Source organism: Paenibacillus sp. P4_E11, assembly GCF_056401635.1.
This window is the reverse complement of the sequence record NZ_JBFUIX010000029.1, coordinates 1-22682: the sequence shown is the minus strand read 5'-3', so window position 1 is coordinate 22682 and position 22682 is coordinate 1. Positions and strand designations below refer to the sequence as shown.

At 49.7% G+C, this 22682-nt stretch carries 21 protein-coding genes, 1 pseudogene and 1 other annotated feature; of the genes and pseudogenes, 19 read left to right on the top strand and 3 right to left on the bottom strand.

Annotated elements, in window-relative coordinates; all coding sequences use genetic code 11:
- Positions 1–16 precede the first annotated feature (16 nt).
- The 10 genes from AC1DWB_RS13480 (at position 17) to AC1DWB_RS13435 (ending at position 8170) form a co-directional block, all read left to right on the top strand.
- Positions 17–604 (top strand): nicotinate-nucleotide adenylyltransferase, encoded by a 588-nt coding sequence (locus AC1DWB_RS13480; RefSeq protein ID WP_477541588.1) that lies wholly within the window; start codon positions 17–19, stop codon positions 602–604.
- Positions 594–1178: a bis(5'-nucleosyl)-tetraphosphatase (symmetrical) YqeK gene (gene yqeK, locus AC1DWB_RS13475; RefSeq protein WP_477541587.1), complete on the top strand. Its 585-nt coding sequence runs from the start codon at positions 594–596 to the stop codon at positions 1176–1178. Before AC1DWB_RS13480 ends, yqeK begins: the two co-directional genes overlap by 11 nt.
- Before the next feature lie 11 nt (positions 1179–1189).
- On the top strand, positions 1190–1537 hold the full coding sequence (gene rsfS, locus AC1DWB_RS13470; RefSeq protein ID WP_477541586.1) for a ribosome silencing factor: 348 nt from the start codon (positions 1190–1192) through the stop codon (positions 1535–1537).
- Positions 1534–2499, top strand: coding sequence for a CvfB family protein (locus AC1DWB_RS13465; protein WP_477541585.1), 966 nt, complete (start codon positions 1534–1536; stop codon positions 2497–2499). The genes rsfS and AC1DWB_RS13465 overlap by 4 nt, the downstream gene beginning before the upstream one ends.
- A 13-nt stretch (positions 2500–2512) precedes the next feature.
- Positions 2513–3277, top strand: a complete 765-nt coding sequence (locus tag AC1DWB_RS13460; RefSeq protein WP_477541584.1) for a class I SAM-dependent DNA methyltransferase — start codon at positions 2513–2515, stop codon at positions 3275–3277.
- Positions 3278–3309: 32 nt separating this feature from the next.
- Positions 3310–3975, top strand: a complete 666-nt coding sequence (locus AC1DWB_RS13455; RefSeq protein WP_477541583.1) for an HD domain-containing protein — start codon at positions 3310–3312, stop codon at positions 3973–3975.
- Between the two features lie 186 nt (positions 3976–4161).
- Positions 4162–4935 (top strand): dioxygenase family protein, encoded by a 774-nt coding sequence (locus tag AC1DWB_RS13450; protein ID WP_477541582.1) that lies wholly within the window; start codon positions 4162–4164, stop codon positions 4933–4935.
- Positions 4936–5157: 222 nt separating this feature from the next.
- Positions 5158–6018 (top strand): hypothetical protein, encoded by an 861-nt coding sequence (locus AC1DWB_RS13445; RefSeq protein ID WP_477541581.1) that lies wholly within the window; start codon positions 5158–5160, stop codon positions 6016–6018.
- Positions 6019–6601: 583 nt separating this feature from the next.
- A complete protein-coding gene (locus AC1DWB_RS13440; RefSeq protein WP_477541580.1) occupies positions 6602–7555 on the top strand; it encodes a hypothetical protein in 954 nt (317 codons plus the stop codon).
- Positions 7556–7660: 105 nt separating this feature from the next.
- Positions 7661–8170, top strand: coding sequence for a hypothetical protein (locus tag AC1DWB_RS13435; protein WP_477541579.1), 510 nt, complete (start codon positions 7661–7663; stop codon positions 8168–8170).
- A 66-nt stretch (positions 8171–8236) separates the two neighbouring features.
- Here AC1DWB_RS13435 and AC1DWB_RS13430 read toward each other — a convergent pair whose 3' ends face one another.
- Positions 8237–8683: a hypothetical protein gene (locus AC1DWB_RS13430; RefSeq protein ID WP_477541578.1), complete on the bottom strand. Its 447-nt coding sequence runs from the start codon at positions 8681–8683 to the stop codon at positions 8237–8239.
- Positions 8684–8855: 172 nt separating this feature from the next.
- On the bottom strand, positions 8856–9185 hold the full coding sequence (locus AC1DWB_RS13425; protein WP_477541577.1) for a hypothetical protein: 330 nt from the start codon (positions 9183–9185) through the stop codon (positions 8856–8858).
- A 758-nt stretch (positions 9186–9943) separates the two neighbouring features.
- Here AC1DWB_RS13425 and AC1DWB_RS13420 point away from each other — a divergent pair.
- Positions 9944–10213 (top strand): hypothetical protein, encoded by a 270-nt coding sequence (locus AC1DWB_RS13420; protein WP_477541576.1) that lies wholly within the window; start codon positions 9944–9946, stop codon positions 10211–10213.
- A gap of 134 nt (positions 10214–10347) precedes the next feature.
- Positions 10348–10613 (top strand) — a binding site (T-box leader).
- Between the two features lie 69 nt (positions 10614–10682).
- Positions 10683–13154: a leucine--tRNA ligase gene (gene leuS / locus AC1DWB_RS13415; RefSeq protein ID WP_477541622.1), complete on the top strand. Its 2472-nt coding sequence runs from the start codon at positions 10683–10685 to the stop codon at positions 13152–13154.
- Positions 13155–13342: 188 nt separating this feature from the next.
- Here leuS and comER read toward each other — a convergent pair whose 3' ends face one another.
- Positions 13343–14176, bottom strand: coding sequence for a late competence protein ComER (comER, locus tag AC1DWB_RS13410; protein ID WP_477541575.1), 834 nt, complete (start codon positions 14174–14176; stop codon positions 13343–13345).
- Between the two features lie 195 nt (positions 14177–14371).
- Here comER and AC1DWB_RS13405 point away from each other — a divergent pair, with 195 nt between their 5' ends.
- From AC1DWB_RS13405 to AC1DWB_RS13375, 7 genes and pseudogenes are all read left to right on the top strand, one after another.
- Positions 14372–14851: a ComEA family DNA-binding protein gene (locus AC1DWB_RS13405; RefSeq protein ID WP_477541574.1), complete on the top strand. Its 480-nt coding sequence runs from the start codon at positions 14372–14374 to the stop codon at positions 14849–14851.
- Between the two features lie 84 nt (positions 14852–14935).
- The gene (locus AC1DWB_RS13400) at positions 14936–16231 is read left to right on the top strand and encodes a homocysteine synthase (protein WP_477541573.1); all 1296 of its coding nucleotides are present in this window, start codon (positions 14936–14938) and stop codon (positions 16229–16231) included.
- Positions 16228–16749, top strand: a complete 522-nt coding sequence (locus tag AC1DWB_RS13395) for a deoxycytidylate deaminase (protein WP_477541572.1) — start codon at positions 16228–16230, stop codon at positions 16747–16749. The genes AC1DWB_RS13400 and AC1DWB_RS13395 overlap by 4 nt, the downstream gene beginning before the upstream one ends.
- A gap of 88 nt (positions 16750–16837) precedes the next feature.
- Entirely contained in the window at positions 16838–19321 is a 2484-nt protein-coding gene (locus tag AC1DWB_RS13390) for a DNA internalization-related competence protein ComEC/Rec2 (RefSeq protein ID WP_477541571.1), read from the top strand.
- Positions 19322–19420: 99 nt separating this feature from the next.
- Positions 19421–20815, top strand: a complete 1395-nt coding sequence (locus AC1DWB_RS13385; RefSeq protein WP_477541570.1) for an extracellular solute-binding protein — start codon at positions 19421–19423, stop codon at positions 20813–20815.
- A 281-nt stretch (positions 20816–21096) separates the two neighbouring features.
- The gene (locus tag AC1DWB_RS13380; protein ID WP_477541569.1) at positions 21097–22416 is read left to right on the top strand and encodes an ABC transporter substrate-binding protein; all 1320 of its coding nucleotides are present in this window, start codon (positions 21097–21099) and stop codon (positions 22414–22416) included.
- A gap of 36 nt (positions 22417–22452) precedes the next feature.
- Positions 22453–22682: pseudogene (locus AC1DWB_RS13375) on the top strand (zinc-dependent alcohol dehydrogenase); the annotation flags it as partial.

Below are 22682 nucleotides of genomic sequence, written 5' to 3'. Positions count from 1 at the left end.
ACAGGAGGGGTGGGGAATGAAGGTTGGGATTATGGGCGGTACGTTCGACCCGATTCATATCGGTCATCTGCTTGCTGCCGAACGAGCACGGGAAGAGGCCGGGTTGGATGAAGTATGGTTTATGCCAGCATTCGTTCCTCCCCACAAGCTTAACCCGCCTAAGGCATCGCCAGAGCAACGCCTGGACATGCTGAAGCTGTCGATTGCCGGGAATCCATACTTCCGGACGGAAGACATCGAGCTTCGCAGGCAAGGAACGTCTTATACCGTTGATACGGTAGATCAATTGTGCCGCCGTCATCCGAACGTGCGGTTTTGTTATATCGTCGGAGCAGATATGGTGCAGTATTTGCCACATTGGGTGCGGATCGAAGAGATCATGCAGCGCATCACATTCATAGGATTGCAGCGTCCTGGGTATTCTCTGGATATGTCCCAACTTCCAGACTATATCCAACATGGAGTAGAGCTTGCTTACATGCCGCAGATGGAGTTGTCATCGACGGAAATTCGAGAACGCAGCCGGGCGGGTAAGTCCGTACGCTATATGGTGCATGAAGCGGTGTACGAGTATATGAAGGAGCGGAACATCTATGGAGCTTGAGCAGTTAATCGAACGAACACAGGGACAAATGCCTACGAGACGCTGGGAACATACGCAGGGCGTACGACAATCAGCCGTTCAACTTGCGAATCGATTCGGAGCCGATCCGATCAAGGCTGATCTCGCCGCATTGCTCCATGATTACTGCAAGTATTGGCCGGTCGAGAAGCAGGTGGAAGCCTACATGAGCTATGGGCTACCGAAGGACGCGCTGACTTATGACCCACAGCTACTGCATGGACCGCTTGCCGCTGAGATTGCGCAAGCTGAGCTTGGTATAGCGGACATGGAGGTGCTGGATGCCATCCGCTATCATACGACAGGGCGAGCGGCGATGACGTTGCTGGATAAAATTGTTTGTCTGGCAGACTATATCGAGCCTGGGCGGGATTTTCCCGAGGTGAGCCGAATGCGGGAACTGGCGATGAGCAGTTTGAATGAAGCGTTACTGGTCGGGGTTGATTCGACGATTTCATTTTTGCTTAGCAAGGGTAAGAAGATATATCCGTTGACGTTACAAACACACAATGGTTTGATTGACGAATTGAAATTGACTACACCCCATAATGAATAGGAGTTGATTGGATGAGCAGAAACCCAAGAGACGTAATGAATATGGCCGTTCAGGCGGCTGAAGATAAGAAAGCGATGAATGTGGTCGTGCTCGATTTGCAAAAGATTTCATTGGTAGCGGACTATTATGTCATTTGCCACGGGAATTCGGACGTTCAGGTTCAAGCGATCACAACCGAAATTCGCAAGCTGGCGAATGAACGCGGTGTACCGATTCGCGGGATTGAAGGGTTCGATTCAGGCCGTTGGGTGCTGATTGATCTGGGTGACGTTGTGATTCATGTGTTCCATCGCGATGAGCGCGAGTATTACAATATCGAACGGCTATGGTCGGACGCGAAAGTGGTTGAGTTCGCATGATGCTGGAAGCAGGAACAGTACGCAAGCTGCAGGTAGCTCGTGAGGTGTCGCCGAACGGGTATTACTTGTCCGACGGGGTTAACGAAGTGCTGCTGCACTATAGTGAGATCGTGGGAGAGAACAGGCCAGAGCCAGGTGATACGGTCGAAGTATTCCTGTATCACGATACGGAGGACCGTCTGTCTGCTACGATGAAGCAGCCCTTGATTCGGCTGGGCGAGCTCGCCCTCTTGGAAGTCGCGGACGTACACGCCCGCTATGGCTGCTTCCTCGAGATGGGGCTCGGCCGCCAGCTGCTGTTGCCCGTGGGCGAGCTGCCCGAATGGGCGGAGCTGCGCCCGCAGAAGGGCGACCGCGTGTACGTCACGCTGTCGCACGACAAGCAGGGCCGGCTGACCGCGAAGCTGGCCGGCGAGCGGGAGCTCGCGCCGCTCGCTTTCGCCGCGCCGACGACTTGGCGCAACGAGTGGGTCGAAGCGCGCGTCTACAAGACGCTGAAGACCGCCTCGTTCGTGCTGTGCGACGGCGGGGTGCTCGGCTTCGGCGCGATCGGGATGGTGCATGAGAACGAGCGCACCCGAGGGTTGCGGCTTGGCGAGCAGGTCAAGTGCCGTGTAACCTTCGTCCGCGAGGACGGCCGGGTGAATCTGTCCATGCGCGCGGTGAAGCATGTAGGTCAAGTGGAGGATGCGGATCGCATCCTGGCATACATGCAGGAGCGGCCGAATGGCTCGATGCCCTACTCCGACGAGACACCATCAGACATCATTACGGCGAAGTTCGGCATCAGCAAGGGCGCGTTCAAGCGGGCGTTAGGCAAGCTGATGAAAGACGGTCTGGTGGAGCAGCAAGGCAGCTGGACGAAGCTGAAGGCAGTAGACGGAGACGAGGCTGAATCGTCAATAGACACGAAGGCTGCAGCAAGCGCAGGAACAGGCGCATCCTCAGACGCTTCGGAATAGAAGGTGAATCAGAGTGGCTTACGAGAAATTCGCGTATACATATGATCGGTTGATGGAGGATATGCCGTATCCGCAATGGATTCGCTTCGCCTGCCAATGCTGGGAAGTGCACGGCAAGCCGAAGTCCGTAGTCGATCTGGGCTGCGGGACCGGCAATATTGCAATTCCCTTGGCGCAGACGGGACTTAAGGTTACGGGGATCGATCTGTCGGCCGATATGCTCGCCGTTGCCCGTGATAAGGAGGAGCAGATCAAGTTACGCTCCTCCTTCGCTCCGGGCGGGGAGTTATTATGGCTGGAGCAAGATATCTGCGAATGGGAGTTGCTGGGACCCGTAGATTCGGTGATTTCCTTTTGCGATAGCATGAATTACTTGACCGAGCAGGAGCAGATCAGTCAAGCGTTCCAACAAACATATGCTGGCCTCGTGGAAGGTGGTACTTTCATCTTCGATGTCCATACCCAAGCGCAGTTGAAAGCGTATGCAGAGATGCAGCCTTTCCTCTTGAAGGACGAGACAGTGTCCTATATATGGACATGCGAGTTGGATGAGGAGCGCTGCGAGATTGAACACGATCTGTCCATATTCGTGAAGGAAGAAGACTCGAACGTGTATAGACGGATCGACGAGCTTCATGTTCAGCGGGCATACAAGCTGGATTGGCTGGAGCAAGAGCTATACCGCTGCGGGTTTTCCAAGGTGCTGCGTTATGCAGACTTCAAGCTGCAGCCGTCCGACGAGAAGACGGAGCGGGCTTTTTTCGTTGCGATCAAGTGACAAGTGGGGAAGTCTGTGGGAGGGGGAGCTGCATGAATGACTTGAGCCATGAGCAGCTGAAAGTAATAGAAGCCGCGGAAGTGTTCGCCCGCTCGGTGCACGATAGCGACCGATCCGGGCACGATTGGCCGCACATTGAGCGGGTGGCGGCTGTAGCCAGACGGTTGGCCGAGGCTGAAGGCGCAGACAGCTACGTCTGCAATCTCGCTGCGCTGCTGCATGATGTAGGAGACGTGAAGCTGAACAGTTCGAAGGAAGCTGGGGAACAGAAGGTTCGGGATTGGCTGAATGGGCAACTTCTGAAGGAGAGCGTGAGAGAACACATCATGGAGATCATCTCTACTGTATCGTACAACGGCGGTAACAACCCGCCGATGCGTACATTGGAAGGTCAAGTGGTGCAGGATGCAGACAGGCTCGATGCACTTGGTGCGATCGGTATTGCCCGTACGTTCGTGTACGCTGGTACCAAAGGGCATCCTATGCATGATCCCGCGCTCGTTCCTCAGGAGTCAATGAGCGTGGCGGAGTATCGCAAGGAGCATAATCAGACAGCAGTGAACCATTTTTACGAAAAGCTGCTGCGGCTGAAGGATCGGATTAACACGGCCGCAGGTCGCGCCTTGGCGGAAGAGCGCCATCTGTTTATGGAGCGTTACTTGGAGCAGTTCTTGAGGGAATGGGACGGACGCGGATAATCGCATACGAAGAGGGTCTGCAAGCTTCATGCTGCGGCCCTCTTTTTTCTTGGGTCCCCGCAATAGGAATACACTTCGAGGATTGACTTTCCCAACTTGGGGAAGTATAGTAAGAAGGTGATCTAATAAATAGTAACTAACTTATTATAATATAGTACATTACAGTTGAAGGAGCGAATTTCAATTATGATACCTCCAGTATTCCTAGCACACGGTTCTCCGATGACAGCTGTCGACCAGACACCCTACACACGTTTCCTCGAGGAATTCGGTCGTAAGGTGAAGCCGAAGGCGATTGTGATCTTCACTGCACATTGGGAAAGCGAAGTACTTTCAATCTCCTCGCATGATGACATTTACGACACGATCTACGATTTTGGCGGGTTTCCGCCTGAATTATATGCGATTAAGTATAGGGCCAGGGGCTCCAGTATTCTAGCAGCAGAAGCCGCTAAGCGGTTCACAGCTGCAGGTATCCAAGTCCACTTGGATGAGACGAGAGGGCTGGATCATGGTTCTTGGACGATGCTGCATCGCATGTACCCAGAAGCCGATATACCTGTGGTGCAACTATCGGTCAATCCGTTTCTTCCTATAGCAGAGCAGGTTCGGATCGGCGAAGCGCTGCACGGACTTGATGCGCAGGATATTCTTATCATTGGCAGCGGAGTTACGGTACACAATCTGCGACGTGTTGATTTCAACAATCGGTTCGGGACGCCTGAGAGCTGGGCTTATGACTTCGACGAGTGGCTGATCAAGCATATACAGAATGGAGATAAGGAGACGCTGTCCAAGGTCATGGAGTTAGCTCCGAATGCGCGTATGGCCGTTCCCCGTCCTGAGCACTTCGTGCCCTTATTTATTGCGATGGGCAGCGGTGATCCAGACCGGAAGCCCGAGATTCTCCATCGTTCCTATGAGTTCGGCACATTAAGCTATCTAAGTATGCAGTTCTAATGGTTGTCGCATGCCCCAATGCAACTCATGCAACTCATGGTGAATCAGAACTTTCGGGAGTGACTTTTGAAAGTGGGATAAACTGAGCGGAAGCAAGGGTTTAGAGGGTATAGACGTGGAAGATAAGGATTCGCATTTTCATTGTAAAAAATGGATTTGAAAGGGATTTTCGAAAAGATGTAGAACACCTCCTAGTATGCAAGCAACTAGGAGGTGTTTTCAGTGGGTAGACCATGGCTTGGACAACTACTCACCTATGTCTCAACAGTATATGGAATTGGGGAAAAGATCAAGCAGGCGAAGGACGAAAGGAAAAAACCACAGATTCTGGCCTCGACCGTATTCCTCATCTTACTGCTTGGATTTCTGTTTCGCATGGAAAGCTTTAATCAGTTAAACGGTTGGCTTCGGTTAGGCCGGGTTCACAGGCTGTTGCCGAAAGGGACGCGGGTTCCATTCATTGACGCCATTTGGGAATCGCTGAGTACGTACGATCTTGGCGTACTCAATGAAGTGCATCAAGGTATCGTACAAAAGGCGCGACGAAACAAAGTCTTCCAGCAGGGAACTATTGGATGCTACGTAGTTGTTGGATTGGATGGCGTGGAGTTCTTTGAAAGCACAAAAAAGTGTTGCGAGCAATGTCTGAAGCGGGAGAAGGATGGCGTCACGCATTACTTTCATCGTGGAGTGGGTTGCTTGAGCGTAGGAGGCGACCCGCATATCCTGCTAGGGATGGAGGCTCTTCATCCCAAACAAGATGAATCGAATAAGGATGAGGGAGAACTGACGGGAAGCAAGCGATTACTGAGACGGCTGTATCAAGAGTACCATCACTTTGCGGATGTGGTGGTAGCGGATGCGCTATTTGCTAATACGCCCTTTATTCAAGTGGTGGAATCAATCGGGATGGATGCGGTGATCCGGATCAAGAGTACCCGAATGAAGGTCGTAATAGATGCACTCGGGCTGTACAAGGAACGTAAGACAGATAAACAGTGGACCGTAAGCGACAAGGTGCCCCGAGCCAAGCGAGTGAATCAACGAGGTCGACTCATCGAAATTCAAGCTTGGGATGATTGAGGAAGGATTTGACATGACGGGTCGGGACGACCGATTCGCTTTGTCCGGTTTGTAGAGACGGTAACGGAAACGGTCTTTTACGGGATGCCGCGTTGCGCCGCTGCAGTGCATCATCCGCGGGCGATTGAATCGATCCTTGCGATAATTGGAATTGAGTTCAACCTGTTCCAACTGTTTCTATTCCGGCACATCCAGGGCTTTCGGAACCTGCGAATCAGTCAGAGTATGGTCGTCGAAGAGTTACGAATCCAAGCTGTTGCCGTGGATAAACCCCTCCATCCTTTGCTAGAATGAGGCATGTCGACGACTGTCGGAACAGGTGGACATTTATCTTGGCGTAAGGAGTTAAGGCCTTACGTGTATTGAAAGTGCACTTATTACGAAGCGGTCGAGAGTATGTTGTCGAAAGTTTTTGTATCTTTGTCGATCAACCTTCCTTCAAATTCGCTTATCTCTCAACTGGGAACAAAAGCCGGAATCTCTGAGAATCAATAGATGTACTTGAAAAAAATACCAACATAAGTTAATATATAGTAAACAAGCGGTATTTTCCTTTATATGGTGATAACTTCTTTCTTATTAAGTGGTTGAAACGCTGCGCAGCTTTCAATATATAACTGGCCATATCCTAAACTCTTTTTCTGACAAAGAATTTGAAATTAATCCTGCTCTAAAAACCTATGTCTCAGAGCTTTCAAGTTATATTGGTTCAAAGCAAAAAATAACAAATGAAGAATTTGAATCATTTAAAAACAGAAAGTCCTATAAAGATGCTGTCGCAGCCCAAAATGAACTGAGCAATAAAAAATCAATTACTCAGTCTACATCAGACTCTGAGCAATTAAAGCGCATTGACGCCCTTGCCAGTGAGTACTATAATTACCAGAAAACTTATGGTTACCTTCCTAACACGTCAACCAATCTCGAAAATAGTTCAGTTGCCTCTACATTCAGTCCTATTTCTATACTTGCGTCTATTGGAATCTCTCATACAGAAGCATCACTTGCAGCAAGACTTGTTACCTTAGGCGGCATTGCAGCCATTGATGGTCCTCTTCCAGTTGGTGACTTTATCGCGTTAGTTACAGGTGCTTACGTAATAAGTTCATATGCCTTAGAATATATCACGGCTCAACCTCGAACAGCGCTGCCAGCTAATATAGGATCAAATGAAGGTTCACAATTTGCTCCAATTGTTGTGACTGCTCTTAATATCGTTGCTTTAGTTCGAGATGCTAGAAATAATGGCTGGGAGCATTTTGCAGCAACGAGGTATTGGGGCGAAGGAGGAGGAATACAGATTAACCAACAGATAACAGGATTCACTGCTATAGAACGTGCAAAAACGGGGTCAGATACTTTCAGTATTTCTTTCGTATTAGCGAACAGTGTTGCAAACTCGGCTGGTCTAGGAATACCGGTTCCGCATCAAGCCCATAATGTAGATAACCGTTACCCTAATAATTTACCTCATGTCCATCCCACTTATGTAGGTGGAACCCTTATGGCCGCCCATTGTTTTCATCCGAAATTTTGAATGAATCTCCGCAGCAATCGGAGAGGAGTTTGACCCACAACTCTTAAATATAGGATCACAGTGGCGCTTGTATAGCGCCATTGTGTTCAATGGAGTGATCGTTCAATGGATAGCGATGAAAAAAATAAAACAATTGAATTGGAAGTAGAAAATTGGCTAAAGGGCATAGATCAATTCACAACAAGACTTAATAGAGAAGCATCAATAAAATTAAGAGAAAGTCTGATCAATAAATTTGTAAATACTAGTCATCCGTATTACCCTATGTATCTTAATGGAGAAGCATGTTTTTTATGGGACATGCTCAAAGAAAACATTATAGATTCTATTGTCTACCACGATAAAAATGATATACTTAACCGTTACCTTGAACTGGGAAAAGTATATTTACAATGGGATTTTCATTTTCTTCCGATCGGTAAAGAGTACGTATTTGAAAGCAATTTTCATTCAATCGTATCCAACATATCACTCCTCCCACAAGATTTATACATTTTTAACGATTCTCTAGATTGGATTATTATACAGACCCATGAAGACTTGAATATTAATGGTGATAATTGGATGATAGTGGATCCTGACAAAAAACTACATGACCTATGTAGTTCGAGGTAAACCTTGGTAAAATCCCGGTTTCGGCGCAGCCCAAAGAAGCTAGATTATGCTTCGGCCCAAAAAAGTTCAATGAGTCTTGCAAATTCCTGCACCTGCACAATCAATTGAGATTCGCTGGATGCTCTTGTGGGTTTTCACGCGAACCTGACAACGAGTGTGGAAGAGGCAGCGAACCATTTTGCCGTGGGTGTAGCCTTCATCATCACTCGTTGTTTCTTTATTCAATTCAAAGAGCGCAACTGCCAATAAGGTTTCAACGGTAAATAATAGCTCGAAGTGGGCATGGTGATGCGCCTCGGATTCGGAATGGCATTTCTCAAAAACTAATTCCTGTTTGGCAGCTCGAAAGAACACTTCGATGCGCCAGCGCTTCCCATTGGATTGCACTACCTCTTTCGGAACGTCGTAGCGATTGCTGATCAATAAATAAGCACCTTTGTAAGTTGCAGGATCTTCGCCCTGTTCAGCTTGACCGGAATCCGATTCGGGGTGCTCATCTTCCTTCAATCGCATAGCAACACAGCAAGCAACCTGAAGGTATTATTGTTTGGTCACTTGCTTTCCTCTCCGATTAACAGTGGTGTAGGGTGCTTCATATAGATCCCCGGAATAGAAATGGAACTGAGGCCCGATGTCACTTGACGTGTCAATTCTTTAAAGACTTCACGGATCAGCATGACCGGAGTCAGCGGCACGAAACGTTCTCGGCTGTGTCAGGTTCAATGATTTTGCGGAGCAATGCAGTGTTACGCTTGGCCTTGGTGACCCAGTCAAAGTTGTTCTCCTCCAGGAACGAGAAGAAATATATGCAGAGATACCACCGATCCATCGCCTCCCACAATCGGAACGAAATGGATCCGCACAGCATGAGCAGCATTTGCTTGGCCAAATCTAATTTGGTAAGGCTTTCTCCTTTCGTCTCGGGCTTGTGCCAAATCCGGTAGAACAACGGATACTCCAGTCCGCTTTTCCAATCCGCTTGCAGGACGACCAGATTCGTTGCCCGCCCAGACATAGGCAAGAGTCATAAAGCCAGCCTAGAAACGGAAGAAGTTTGACATAAGGATGTGCGCTGTGGGTATCATCGAGATTGACGACGTCCCATCGGTAAGCGCAGTCTAGGTGTCTTGTTGTAAGCGCTCAACACGTTTTTTTCCAAACGACGACCATACGAAGCCTTTCGTAAAAAAACGGTTTAACGTATACTGAGCCAGCTTCCAAGGCTGAAACATAAGCCAGGACGGCTTTCCGTTGTGTCTCAAGATGCCGGATTGGGTTAGCAACAGAGAGAAGTCAAATCGATCCCACAGGCTCTTCAGGATAGGTGCTCCTGCACATACGCCGTGATTCAGTTCTTTAAACTTCGGTTTTTTGCAATGCTGACATTGTAAGACCACTATAATTTAGAAGATATACCCTATAAAAAGGTATCTTTCGCGATTATGGGGGAACTTCCAAAAAGTCAAGTTATTTTGTTGTTTTTCGCGTATTTATTGGAAATATTTCTGTACATTTTTAGTGTGGTGCCGGATTGCCAGTTAATGACGTGAACTGCATAGGTCATGAATCAAGCAGAACTTTCGGGACTGAAAATTTTTAACGTATGAATAATGCAGTAGGAGCATGGGATAGCGGAGGTAGACAGAGGTAAGCGAAAAGTCGCAATTTAGCTGAGAATTATGGGTTTGAAAGGAGTTTTTAATAAGATGTAGAACACCGATGGAAAGTTTCAACCAATTAATCGGATAGCTGCGGTGCGGGCGGTTTCAAAAGTTGCTGCCCAGTGTCCGCCTGCCGTTCATTGATGCGATTCGGGAATCTCTAGTCAGATACGACCTTAGCGTTCTGCAGCAAACGCATCAGCACATTATCCAGAAAGCGCGGCGTAATCACGTGTTTCAGCAAGGAACGATTGGCGGTCTTGTCGTAGTCGGGTTGGACGGTGTAGAGCTTTTCGAGAGTACGAAAAATGCTGCAGACATTGTTGACGCGGGAGAAAGACGCTCGATCTTTTTACTTTTTTGTCATTACTCACATCGCTAGAACTGCTTAGCTTAAAATTGGAAAATAAAGCCGAAATCTCTGAAGTGCTTACGATCTGCTTGACAACGACCGTGTTCCACCAGTATAATAGCAAGAAGATTTTATTGGGAATAACCGTCCCAATATTAAGATTAGCGAAGGCAGCGAATAGGAGTAGTAGTTGATTATCATCACACTAGAGAGTCGGCGGTTGGTGCAAGCTGACGGATGAGAACAACGAACTCACCTTGGAGCCAGAAGGTAAACCCGACACCGGATTGATGAAGCAACATTCGTCAGTTTCGCAGTCGGCTGAACCGGATCGTGTCCCCGCGTTAAGGGGTTAGAGTGGGTTGAAGGTGAAGTACGCCTTGAACCAACTAGGGTGGTACCACGGGAACTAGAACCTCTCGTCCCTAGCGTTATGCTAGAGGCGTGGGGTTTTTATTTTGTTAATTAAGCTTGTTACAAGTTACTGAAGGAGTCGAGAATCGTCATGACACAACCGGATCACGATCAACAGAAAGAAAGAGAACAAGGATACATTCCTCAGAAAATCGAACCGAAATGGCAACAGTATTGGGACGTCAACAAGTCGTTCAAGGTAGAAGAGAACTCGTCCAAGCCGAAATTTTATGCCTTGGATATGTTCCCCTATCCTTCTGGTGCAGGCCTGCATGTCGGCCATCCGGAAGGGTATACGGCTACCGATATCGTGTCCCGCTTCAAGCGGATGCGCGGCTACAACGTCCTGCACCCCATGGGTTGGGATGCGTTCGGCTTACCAGCTGAACAGCATGCGCTGGACACAGGCAAGCATCCCCGTGACATTACGTTCGTGAACATTGACAACTTCCGCAGGCAGATCAAATCACTTGGCTTCTCCTATGATTGGGACCGCGAGCTGAGTACGACGGATCCGGATTACTACAAGTGGACGCAATGGATCTTCATCCAGCTGTACAATCGCGGACTCGCTTATGTAGCGGAGGTTCCGGTAAACTGGTGTCCCGCACTTGGAACTGTTCTTGCCAATGAAGAGGTTATCGATGGACTGAGCGAACGCGGTAACCATCCGGTTGTTCGCAAGCCAATGYGCCAATGGGTGTTGAAAATAACCGAGTATGCCGAGCGGTTGCTGGATGACCTGGAAGAGCTGGACTGGTCGGAGAGCATCAAGGATATGCAGCGTAATTGGATCGGCAAGTCCAAGGGGGCGGAGGTTCACTTCGCGATCGAAGGACACGCCGGACAACAATTGACGGTGTTCACGACTCGTCCTGATACACTGTTCGGTGCCACTTACTGTGTACTGGCACCGGAGCATGAATTGGTGTCGGTCATAGCGACTTCCGAACAAGCTACAGCTGTGAAGGAATACCAGGACAAGGCGGCTCGGAAGAGCGACCTGGAGCGCACAGATCTGGCCAAGGATAAGTCCGGCGTATTCACAGGAGCTTATGCGATTAATCCGGTGAATGGCGTCAAGGTGCCGATCTGGATCGCTGATTATGTGTTGGCTGGATACGGCACAGGCGCCATTATGGCAGTGCCGGGACATGACCAACGCGACTGGGAATTCGCCAAGCAGTTCGAGCTGACGATTATCGAAGTCGTGAGCGGCGGCGACGTTGCCAATGAAGCGTACGCGGGTGACGGAGAGCATGTGAACTCCGGGCTGTTGGATGGCCTGAACAATGAAGCAGCCATTGCTAAGATGATCGAATGGCTGGAGTCGAATGGCAAAGGTCAAGGCAAAATCACATACCGGTTGAGAGATTGGCTGTTCAGCCGCCAGCGCTACTGGGGAGAACCGATTCCGATTCTCCATCTGGAAGATGGCACGATGAAGCCGGTGCCGGACGACCAGCTGCCGCTGCTGCTGCCGGAAGTGGACGAGATTCGTCCGTCTGGTACGGGTGAATCGCCGCTTGCCAACGTGACCGAATGGGTTAATACGGTCGATCCTGAGACTGGGAAGCCTGCACGCCGCGAGACGAACACGATGCCGCAATGGGCGGGAAGTTGCTGGTACTACTTGCGCTTCATCGATCCGCACAACGATCAGGCGCTGTGCTCGCCAGAGCTGCAGAAAGAATGGCTGCCGGTCGATCTGTACATCGGCGGAGCTGAGCATGCGGTGCTCCACTTGCTGTATGCCCGCTTCTGGCATAAGGTGCTGTACGATATTGGGGTCGTGAATACGAAGGAGCCGTTCTACAAGCTCGTCAATCAGGGTATGATTCTGGGCGAGAATATGGAGAAGATGAGCAAGTCGCGTGGCAACGTCGTCAATCCGGACGATATCGTGAATGAGTTCGGCGCAGATACGCTGCGTGTCTACGAGATGTTCATGGGACCGTTGGAAGCGACGAAGCCTTGGAATACGAACGGTGTGGAAGGCAGCTTCCGGTTCTTGAGCCGGGTATGGCGCTTGATTGTAACGGAAGACGGCGGATTGAATCCGAAAATTACGGTGGACGAAGCCGGCACTTCCGAGGCGTTCAAACGAACATGGCACAGAACGATCAAGAAAATTACGGAAGACATGGATGCTCTGCGCTTCAATACGGCGATCAGCCAGCTCATGATCTTCGTCAATGAAGCGTACAAGACCGAGCAGCTTCCGCTCGCGGCAATCAAGCAGTTCACACAGATGCTGTCGCCGATTGCACCGCACTTGGCCGAAGAGCTGTGGCAGCGTCTTGGCGCCAAAGAGTCGATCACTTACGCCGCTTGGCCGACTTATGACGAAGCGTTGACTGTCGACAACGAAGTCGAGATCGTCGTGCAAGTGAACGGGAAGATCGCTGACCGTGTGCTGATCGTGGGCGGTACCGATGAAGCGGCTATGCAAGAAATCGCACTTGGGCTGGAGAAAGTACAAGAAGCGATTGCCGGCCGATCGGTCCGCAAAGTAATTGCCGTTAAGGGCAAGTTGGTGAATCTGGTCGTTGGGTAATCGGAATAAACTTCGGAGCTTTTCTTCACTTTGTGGGGAAATGATGTTTTCGGGGCCCCCCGCAAAGTAATAGGAATACTCATCGGAGCTTTACTTCACTTTGTGGGGAAATAAATAAGCTTACCTGCCTTAGGGACAAGAGACGTTTCGTCCTCTCCCGGGCAGGTAAGCTTTCTTTTTGAAAAAAACTATTCCACGATCTTGCCATAGAACAAATTCTCGACCTTCTCCACGTCTTCATAATATTTGGCATGGGTAATGCCAATAAGACGGTTGAACATGCCATCGAGTTCTGTCGACATCAGCATAATGGCCGCCTCGGTTATACCTCCGGGGACCGACACGCGTTCACGCAACGACTCCGGAGTGAAACCACCTTCCGTTAACAGCTTGCCAGTGCCTAACAACATCTCGCAAGTAAGACGATTCGCTTCCTCGCGTGGGATGCCGGTTTCTTCAACAGCGGCGTCGATCAGCTTCTCCAGGAAGTAGGAGAGGAAGGCGGGTCCGCAGCTGGACAGATCGGAACTGATTCTTGTATAATCTTCCTTCACTTCCACCGGTGTGCTGATGGCGCGGAACAACTGATTGAGCATGGTCTTATCGTCGTGTGATATGAGCTTCCCGTAGATGCACAACATAGCGCCGCTCAATACATAATTCGTGATACTTGGAATCATTTTAACAACTTTGCAATTCAATAAATGTTCCAGATGCTTGATCAGAACAGGGCTCGTGATCGATACTACAATCTGGCTGGGAACAAGCAGCCCTTTCAGTTCATCTAACACTTTTTTATATTCCACAGGTTTCATGCATAGGAATACGATGTCGCTCTCGCTGGCTACTTCGATGTTGGAGCTCGCTGCTTTCAGCCCCGGATAACGGTTGGCGAGAATTTTTACTTTACTGAAAGTCCGGTTGCTTGCGACAATGTCGTCAGGCTGCAGCGCTCCCGAACGAATCCATGATTCAATGAGAATACTTCCCATGCTGCCTGTCCCGATGAATCCAACCTTCACATGAATCCCTCCTACGCGTTTCCGTGGTACCTGACAAATCGACAGACCAAGCCTTTAGTCCCGGGGTCCCCGTAAAGTAATAGGAATAAACTTCGAAGGCTTTCGTCACTTTGTGGGGTTATCTTGTATGTATATGCGCCAATACCGGATGTAATGATACCCAATTATAAAATAGCAAATTCGCGGAGGGGCGCTATGGGAAAAGCTGTTTTTACTAGACAAAATGTATGGTGCGGGATCGGGATGGCCCTGGTCATTATCACTGTAATGTTGTACATCACAAAGCCTTGGATGGCGCCTGCTGAGATGAACGGCTGGCAGGAGCGTGGTGACGAATTGCAAGCCTTGTTCCACGGAGATGTCTCAACAGCGCAACCTGCTCAACCTGTTGCTAAACATACTGTCAAACCGACTCAGTCTGCTCAACCCACTCAACCCAAGTCATCCGCGTTACCTTCCTCACCAAAGCCTGCTGTTCCCGGTAAGTTGAACCTGAATAAAGCGACGTTAGTGGAGTTGGATCGATTGCCCGGAATCGGGCCAGCCAAGGCGCAAGCCATTATAGATTATCGGGAGAAGACAGGGGCTTTCGCCAAGCCGGAAGACATTCGGAAGGTGAAAGGTATCGGAGAGAAATTGTACGAATCTATTAAAAATGAGATTGTTACGGAATGAGAGTTCGAGTCTTTTCATTTAGTTGCAGATATGAGAAGATGGTGAGGAAGACTATAGAGAATCGTATAGGGAGGAATATCATTTATGACAGAAGAGCGCAAATTATCACTTGATACGTTAGCTGTTCACGCAGGTCAAGAAATCGATCCTACTACAATGTCCCGCGCGGTACCTATTTACCAGACAACATCGTACGCGTTCAAGGACGCTGAGCATGCAGCCAATTTATTCGCATTGAAGGAATTCGGTAACATCTATACTCGCTTGATGAACCCAACATCTGACGTGTTCGAGAAGCGGATCGCCGCTCTGGAAGGCGGGGTTGGCGCGCTATCTACTTCTTCAGGCCAAGCTGCGATTACATACTCGATCTTGAATATCGCTTCTGCTGGAGACGAGATCGTCTCCTCATCAAGCTTGTATGGCGGAACATCGAATCTGTTCGCTATCACGCTGCCTAAGATGGGCATCAAGGTTCACTTCGTGGATTCAAGCGATCCGGAAAATTTCCGCAAAGCGATTACTCCCAATACGAAAGCATTGTACGCGGAAACGATCGGCAACCCGAAGGGTGATGTACTGGACGTAGAGGCGGTAGCTGCGATTGCGCACGAGAACGGAATCCCATTAATCGTGGACAATACGTTCCCTAGCCCTTATCTGATGCGTCCAATTGAACACGGTGCGGATATCGTCGTGCATTCGGCTACGAAGTTCATCGGCGGTCATGGTACTTCGATCGGTGGAGTCATCGTGGACGGCGGTAAGTTCAATTGGAAAGAAAGCGGGAAGTTCCCTGGCTTCACAGAGCCGGACCCGAGCTACCATGGTATAGTATATTGGGACGCACTCGGTCCGATCTCGTACATTATCAAAGCCCGCGTGCAGCTTGCCAGAGATATCGGCGCGACGATCTCGCCGTTCAACTCGTTCCTGTTGTTGCAAGGGTTGGAGACCCTTCATCTGCGCATGGAGCGCCACAGCTCCAACGCCTTGAAGACGGCCACCTTCCTCAAGCAGCATGAAGCGGTCGAATGGGTGAACTATGTTGGATTGGAAGACCATCCTTCCTACAAGCTCGGACAGAAGTACTTGAGCAATGGTCATGGTGCCATTCTAACGTTCGGGATCAAGGGCGGTCTGGCTGCCGGGAAGAAAGTAATCGAGAACGTCAAGCTGTTCTCCCACTTGGCGAATGTAGGTGACTCCAAGTCGCTCATTATTCACCCAGCCAGCACGACACACAGCCAGCTTGAAGAAGCAGGGCTCGAATCGGCAGGGGTATCGCCAGGAATGATCCGGCTGTCCATAGGGACCGAAGCGATCGATGACATCTTATTCGATCTTGATCAAGCGATCCGGTCGAGCCAACAAGCGTGAATACCCATCCACCGCGCAAAAACTGGGACACGTATTTCATGGACATTGCCTATATGGTTTCTACTCGTTCGCAGTGTTCGCGAAGACACGTGGGGGCGGTGCTCGTGCAAGGCAAGAAGCTGCTCGGAACTGCGTACAACGGGGCTCCGATGGGGTTGCCCGATTGCTCAGAGGAGGGCTGCATGCTTGTTGAGGAGTTCGAAGTCAAGCTTCAGGATGGCCAGGAAACGATGGTCAAGAAGCAGAGATGTATCCGAACGATTCATGCCGAGCAAAACTTACTGTTGTTCACCGATCGCGATGACCGCGAAGGCTCCACGGTATATGTGACCGACCAGCCGTGCTGGACATGTGCGAATATGCTCGCGAATAGCGGTATTGTCGAGATTGTCTACCACCGTATTTATCCTAAGGATCAGGACAAGGTATCGAAGATGATGCAAACGAAGGGTATTGTGTTCCGCGAATTAGCGGATTACGAACCCCCGAGTGGTAGCATTGCGACGGTAACCCATTAATCTGCAATATACGTTACATGAGAGGAAGAACCTCTCTCGCTGAATTGGCGGGAGAGGTTTTTTTGTCGTTGTATAGGAGGATGTAAGCGTGAGGAACAGACCAATCGTACAAGCTGCCGTGCTGTGGGTTGCGGGATATGTGGTGGCTGAGTATGCGGGGTTTGCGTGGCTGGGATGGAGAGTTGGGGTAGTTTGTCTGCTGGCTTGGTCGATTCTCGGGGTGTTCAAGCCGCCCGGAACCCGTTATGTGAATGCGGCGTTGTTGCTGCTCGTTGCCGCTTGCTACTTCCATGGTTACGATGATCGTAACTCGACCAGTCTTGCCCATCATGCATTCGGATCGGAAGTGAGGTTCGAAGGTTCGATCATTTCCACCGTTGAGGTGGATGGGGATAAGGTGTCGTTGACTGTGCAGGCCGAGCGGATCGAAACTGTGGCTGGTACGATCGTGTCGAATCGTTCAGAACGGTTGCAAGTCTCAATCCGCTTGCTGGAGCAATCAGACCAAGCAAAAGCCTCGAGCATGGGGAGAGGCGACCGTATTGTGCTGACCGGTACGTTGAAAGCCCCGGAGCCTGCACGCAACTTCGGCGGATTCGACTATCGCCGCTACTTGTACCGTCACCATATCCATGGCATCCTGACGGTGAAGGGGCTTAGCTCTGTCCAGAAGATCAGCAAGGCGAACGAGTCTGGATGGTCGACCTTAACCGTGCTTCGCTGGAACGATGACCTCCGTGAATATCTCGGAGGACGCTTCGATCTGCTGTTCGATCCCGAACAAGCGGGGTATATGAAGAGCTTGGTATTAGGTATTACAGAACACTTTGATCCGGATCGCTACCAGCAGTTCTCCAGGCTGGGATTAACGCACGTGTTGGCCATTTCGGGTTTGCATGTGGCTGTTGTCGTTGCGGGCTGCCTGGGCTTGCTTCGGCTATTAGGCTTAACCCGGGAGAAGACGTTGGTCATTACTATGGTGATCGTACCTCTATATACAGCGATAGCCGGCGGCTCTCCTTCTGTCGTCCGTGCCGGACTGATGGCGATGATAGCTTTGTACGCAGCGAGACGTAATCTCTTGAAGGATGGTCTCCATATACTGAGTGCCGTTGCGTTGATCATGCTGTTGTGGGAGCCGTATTACTTGTACGACGTGAGCTTTCAACTGTCATTTATCGTTACAGCGGGGCTCATCGTCGGGGTGCCGAGATTTTCCAGCCTGCTGCCGATTCGTTCACCTGCCTTGAAATCTGCCATCGCTGTCACATCAGTCGCGCAGCTTATTTCTTTTCCCATCTCGATCTACTACTTCAACTCTTTCTCCCTGCTGTCCTGGTTCGCGAACTTGCTGCTCGTTCCATTCATCAGCTTCATTACATTACCGCTCGGTTCGGTCGCATTGCTAATATCGCTCGTGTGGTTGCCAGCAGGAGGATGGATCGCGCGATTAGCGGATCTGTGCAACCGCATGACGTTCTGGGTTGTAGAGGCGGGGGCTTCCGTCCATTTCACACAAATGATATGGCGAACCCCGTCTTTATTATGGATCGCGGCATACTTTGCAGGATTGGTGATATTGTACATGACGTGTATGCACTTGAAATGGACCGGAACCTTTTGGAGAGCAGTAGCGGCTGCAGCATGTATGATCGTGCTCATGACGTATGCGTATCAACCCCTTAATTCTGGACGAGCAGGGACGATTAGCTTCATCGATGTTGGTCAAGGCGATGCGATCCTCATTCGCTCTCCACAAGGGCGTACCATGCTTATTGACGGGGGAGGAACGATCTCGTTCCGCAAGCCAGGGGAGGAATGGAAGGAGCGAAGGAATCCATACGAAGTCGGAGCCAAGTTGCTCGTGCCGTTGTTGAAAAAACGAGGGATACACATAATCGACTACGTCGTCATCAGTCACCAAGATGCTGATCATATAGGCGGCTTACAAGCGGTGCTGGAACAAATTCCGGTGAAGCATTTGTTGTTCAATGATTCGTGGAAAGGCAATGATAGTACACGCAAGCTGTTCGAAACCGCTAGACAACGTGGCGTGCAGCTTTTGGGAGGGGGAGTTGGTGACACGATCGTGCTGGACGCCGAATCCGAGCTAGCGGTATTAGCTCCGGATTATGAAGAGGCTGCAGGCCCAGTCGTCGTCAACGAACAGAACGGAGCATCGCTTGTCTTGCTCATGAAGATGTTCGATTCGCGGTTTCTGTTCACTGGAGATATTGGAGTGACACAGGAGAAAGAGATGTTAGCAAGACTGGGGCGAGGCGAGTATGACTTGGCCGACTTCGTCTCAGATACGCCAGTTCCGATCGATGTGCTCAAAATCGCTCACCATGGGTCGAAGACTTCAACTGCTGCCGAATGGCTCGCTTATTGGCAGCCCAAGCAGGTTGTCATTTCTGTAGGTGCGAATAACACCTACGGTCATCCGAATCCACAAGTGCTGGAACGCATCCGGACTGCCGATGTGACGACGCTGCGGACGGATTTGCAAGGCGAGATTGCATACACTGTCACCCCGCACTCCCTGCGGATGAAGCGGAAGCTGGGAGAGTAATCCAATTGTATTTGACAATAAGGAGATTCGATTTTTATAATCTAGATATGAATTACAAGTGGAAATGCCAATTCGTCACCTAAGTTAGGGGTATCAGATATGTCGGAAAAGCCAAGTCGTACAACGTTTCGCATCCGTCTGGATGAAATGGTCCATCTATTGAGGAATGATATACGCTCCGGTAAGCTGGAAGGGGACAAGTTCCTGCCTTCAGAAGCTGAACTGGGCAAGCAGTTCCAGCTTAGCAACAACTCGGTCCGCAAAGGGCTGGACGTTCTGGTGCATGAAGGCCTGATAGAGAAAATTCCTAAAGTGGGCAACCGGGTGGTCCAGATTGCCGTAGACCGAAAGACCATCATCCGCTTCGGCTGCCATAGTACGATTGCCGCTGAATTAGACATGAATTATTTGTTGGGGGAATTTCATAAGCGGTATCCCCATATCCAAGTTCAAACATTGGGTATACCGACGAACAATTTCTATGAGTTCTCCACAGAGTATATGGAAGCCGACATGCTGGATATTGTAACGATCAATGATTACAACTTCCAGACGATGCTTGAACATAATGCGACCGACAGACTGGAGCCGGTGGAGAACGACCCGGGTATGTATCCGTTTTTGGCCAAGCCCTTTACGGCAAACGGCATACAGAAGGCCAGGCCGCTAATCTTTTCGCCGCTTGTGCTTTGCTACAACCAGGAACATTTTGCAGAGTGCGGGCTTTCAGAGCCTGACAGCGGGTGGTCTTGGTCCGATTTGTTCCGCGCCGCAGAGAAGCTTGCGATCGAAAACGAACGGTACGGACTATATTTTCATCTGATGGCACGCAATCGGTGGCCGGTATTTATGCTGCAAGGAGGAATGGCTTTCGAGCCGGACGAGCATGGTGATTATCACTTGTCCGGTACGAAGCTGATCGACAGCCTGGACATCGGCAAGGAGCTGCTCAGGATGAAGGACGTGTTCCCGGCGACGCTCTCCGCAAGCGATGCGGATGCGGAGCAGTTGTTCCTGCAAGGCAAAGTGTCCATCATTATGACGACTTACTTGGGGTTAAACGATCTGAAGCAAGCAGACTTTACATTCGATGTAGCCCCGGTTCCCTTCAATGGAGACAATAGAACATTAATGATCGTTATCGGAGTTGCTGTCAACCGGAAATCGAAAGAAAAGGAGGCTGCCAAGCTTCTAGCCGATTTCCTCGTTTCCTCGGATGCGCAATTGCTTATCCGCCGAAGAACAATGAGCATCCCTGCGAATAAAATCGCAGCCGAGTGGAAGGGCAAGGATGAACTGTTAACCCGGCCTTCCCGGTTTAATTTGTACCGGGAAATTATCCCGACTTTTCGCTTGTCTGCAGACCTCAAGCTTAGAACAACCGATTTGAGCCTCGTCTTGAATGAAGCGAAGCTCTATTGGTCGGGACTGCACGACAAGGATACCATGTGCCGTAATATCGAAGAAGCATTGGCAGCCGCAAATAGATCTTGACGATCCGAAATAAAGCTCGTTATTCTTCGCATTAAGCTCCTACCAGGCGAATTAACGCTTCCCCCGAAGTGATAATTCGCCTCTTCGTGGTCTACAATTGTCTTACTTCCGCATGCATCCATCAACTCGTTTTAACTTGCATCTTCTCTMGAAAAAAAGTATGCATTAAATATGAATTTGAAATTGACAATGTATCCGGTTTCATTTACGATAAATATGAGTTAGATATGAATTAGATAAAGCGTACGGGATTTACGATTATGTAAGGGAGGGTTTATGAGATGGGAAAAAAACTATTGACCTTACTTGCAGCTGCTGCCTTGACTGTAACGGCTGCATGCGGAGGCTCCGGCGGAAACACTACAGACAATGGCGCATCAGGGGTAGCAGTATCGCAGGAGAAAGTGGAGGACAGATCGGCTGAGGTCACGCTCTATTTGACGACGAGCAATATCGCCGAGGAGAAATTTAATGAGCAGTACGGCAACAAAATACGCGAGCGATTTCCGAAATACACGATCAAGTATATTATGCAGGTGGACAGTAAAACTTTACCCAACTTGGTGGCAACCGGAACACCAGTGGACATTGTGATCACCTCCGACGCATTTACTCCGATTTTTATAACACCGAATGATTTGCAGTACGACCTTACTCCGCTGATCAAAAAGAACAATACGGATTTGACCAAATTCGAGCCGTCAACAATTGACATTCAACGTGCGATGGCAGATGGCGGAATATGGGGGCTTCCAATCGGAAACAATTCCGCAAGCTTAATGTACAACCGGGATATCTTCGATAGATTCGGTGTGCCGTATCCGAAGGACGGTATGACTTGGGATCAAGTTTATGAGCTTGCTAAGACACTGACTCGCAAAGACGGCGGAGTACAATACAAAGGTCTTGTCATGTCGTTCCAGCACCTGCTCTATTTGAACCAATACTCAGCGGAATTCGTCGATTTGAAGACGAACAAGGTGAAAATGGCCGATGAAGACTTCAAAAAAGCGGTACAGAATTTGGCGAGATTTTTCCAAATTCCGGGCAACGAACTGCCGAACAACAAGTATGCTTTAGCTTCCCAGACAGACGCATTCGGGAAGAACAAGAACGCAGCGATGTATGCTTCGCTCAGCGGTGCGCCAAAAAATGAACCAGGCGCCATTAACTGGGGGGTTGTACAGCTCCCGACCTATTCTGACAAGCCGGGTGTCGGGCCTCAATCATATCCGCGTTACGCTTTCGTTACGAAGATGAGCAAGGACAAGGATGCCGCATACAAAGTAGCTGAATACTTGGCTTCCGAAGATTATCAGACATGGATGGTCCAAACCAGTCAAGGCTTCTCGGCATTGAAGGATCCGAAAATCAATGCAAAATTCGGCAATGGCGACCCCTGGTTGCAAGGACGAAACATCGAAGCATTTTTGCCTAAGAAGTTCGCAGCACCGGCGCTGAAGTCGAAATATCAAACCCAGGCTGATAAAGAAAGCTACTCGGCTCTTGAAGCGATCTTAAGCGGGACCGATATCAATACTGCACTTCGTGAGGCGGCCGATCGACTCGAGAAAAGTATCGCTGCCGACCAGGGCAAGTAAAGTTCATTGCTGCTTATACGAAGGAGGACGCTGGACGTGAAGGTTGTAGTCAGTCAGCATGGCATAGTATCGCTGCAGGATCAACCGATTCCCAAACTGAAGAATGAGCACGTACTTGTAAAAACTTGCTTTTCCACTGTGAGTCCGGGAACGGAATTGACATCCATCCGACAAATGCGCGAGACCCCCTTCCCGATAGGGTATAGCGCTTCTGGATTTGCGGTCGGAATAGGCGAAGGAGTGTCCCATATTGCGCTAAACCAGCC

What these genes read in the sequence shown, in the direction of transcription:
- AC1DWB_RS13480 (WP_477541588.1), top strand. Translation starts at nt 17, where the DNA reads ATGAAGGTTGGGATTATGGGCGGTACGTTCGACCCGATTCATATCGGT.
- yqeK (WP_477541587.1), top strand. Translation starts at nt 594, where the DNA reads ATGGAGCTTGAGCAGTTAATCGAACGAACACAGGGACAAATGCCTACG.
- rsfS (WP_477541586.1), top strand. Translation starts at nt 1,190, where the DNA reads ATGAGCAGAAACCCAAGAGACGTAATGAATATGGCCGTTCAGGCGGCT.
- AC1DWB_RS13465 (WP_477541585.1), top strand. Translation starts at nt 1,534, where the DNA reads ATGATGCTGGAAGCAGGAACAGTACGCAAGCTGCAGGTAGCTCGTGAG.
- AC1DWB_RS13455 (WP_477541583.1), top strand. Translation starts at nt 3,310, where the DNA reads ATGAATGACTTGAGCCATGAGCAGCTGAAAGTAATAGAAGCCGCGGAA.
- AC1DWB_RS13450 (WP_477541582.1), top strand. Translation starts at nt 4,162, where the DNA reads ATGATACCTCCAGTATTCCTAGCACACGGTTCTCCGATGACAGCTGTC.
- AC1DWB_RS13435 (WP_477541579.1), top strand. Translation starts at nt 7,661, where the DNA reads ATGGATAGCGATGAAAAAAATAAAACAATTGAATTGGAAGTAGAAAAT.
- AC1DWB_RS13430 (WP_477541578.1), bottom strand. Translation starts at nt 8,683, where the DNA reads ATGCGATTGAAGGAAGATGAGCACCCCGAATCGGATTCCGGTCAAGCT.
- AC1DWB_RS13425 (WP_477541577.1), bottom strand. Translation starts at nt 9,185, where the DNA reads ATGTCTGGGCGGGCAACGAATCTGGTCGTCCTGCAAGCGGATTGGAAA.
- AC1DWB_RS13405 (WP_477541574.1), top strand. Translation starts at nt 14,372, where the DNA reads ATGGGAAAAGCTGTTTTTACTAGACAAAATGTATGGTGCGGGATCGGG.
- AC1DWB_RS13400 (WP_477541573.1), top strand. Translation starts at nt 14,936, where the DNA reads ATGACAGAAGAGCGCAAATTATCACTTGATACGTTAGCTGTTCACGCA.
- AC1DWB_RS13385 (WP_477541570.1), top strand. Translation starts at nt 19,421, where the DNA reads ATGTCGGAAAAGCCAAGTCGTACAACGTTTCGCATCCGTCTGGATGAA.
- AC1DWB_RS13380 (WP_477541569.1), top strand. Translation starts at nt 21,097, where the DNA reads ATGGGAAAAAAACTATTGACCTTACTTGCAGCTGCTGCCTTGACTGTA.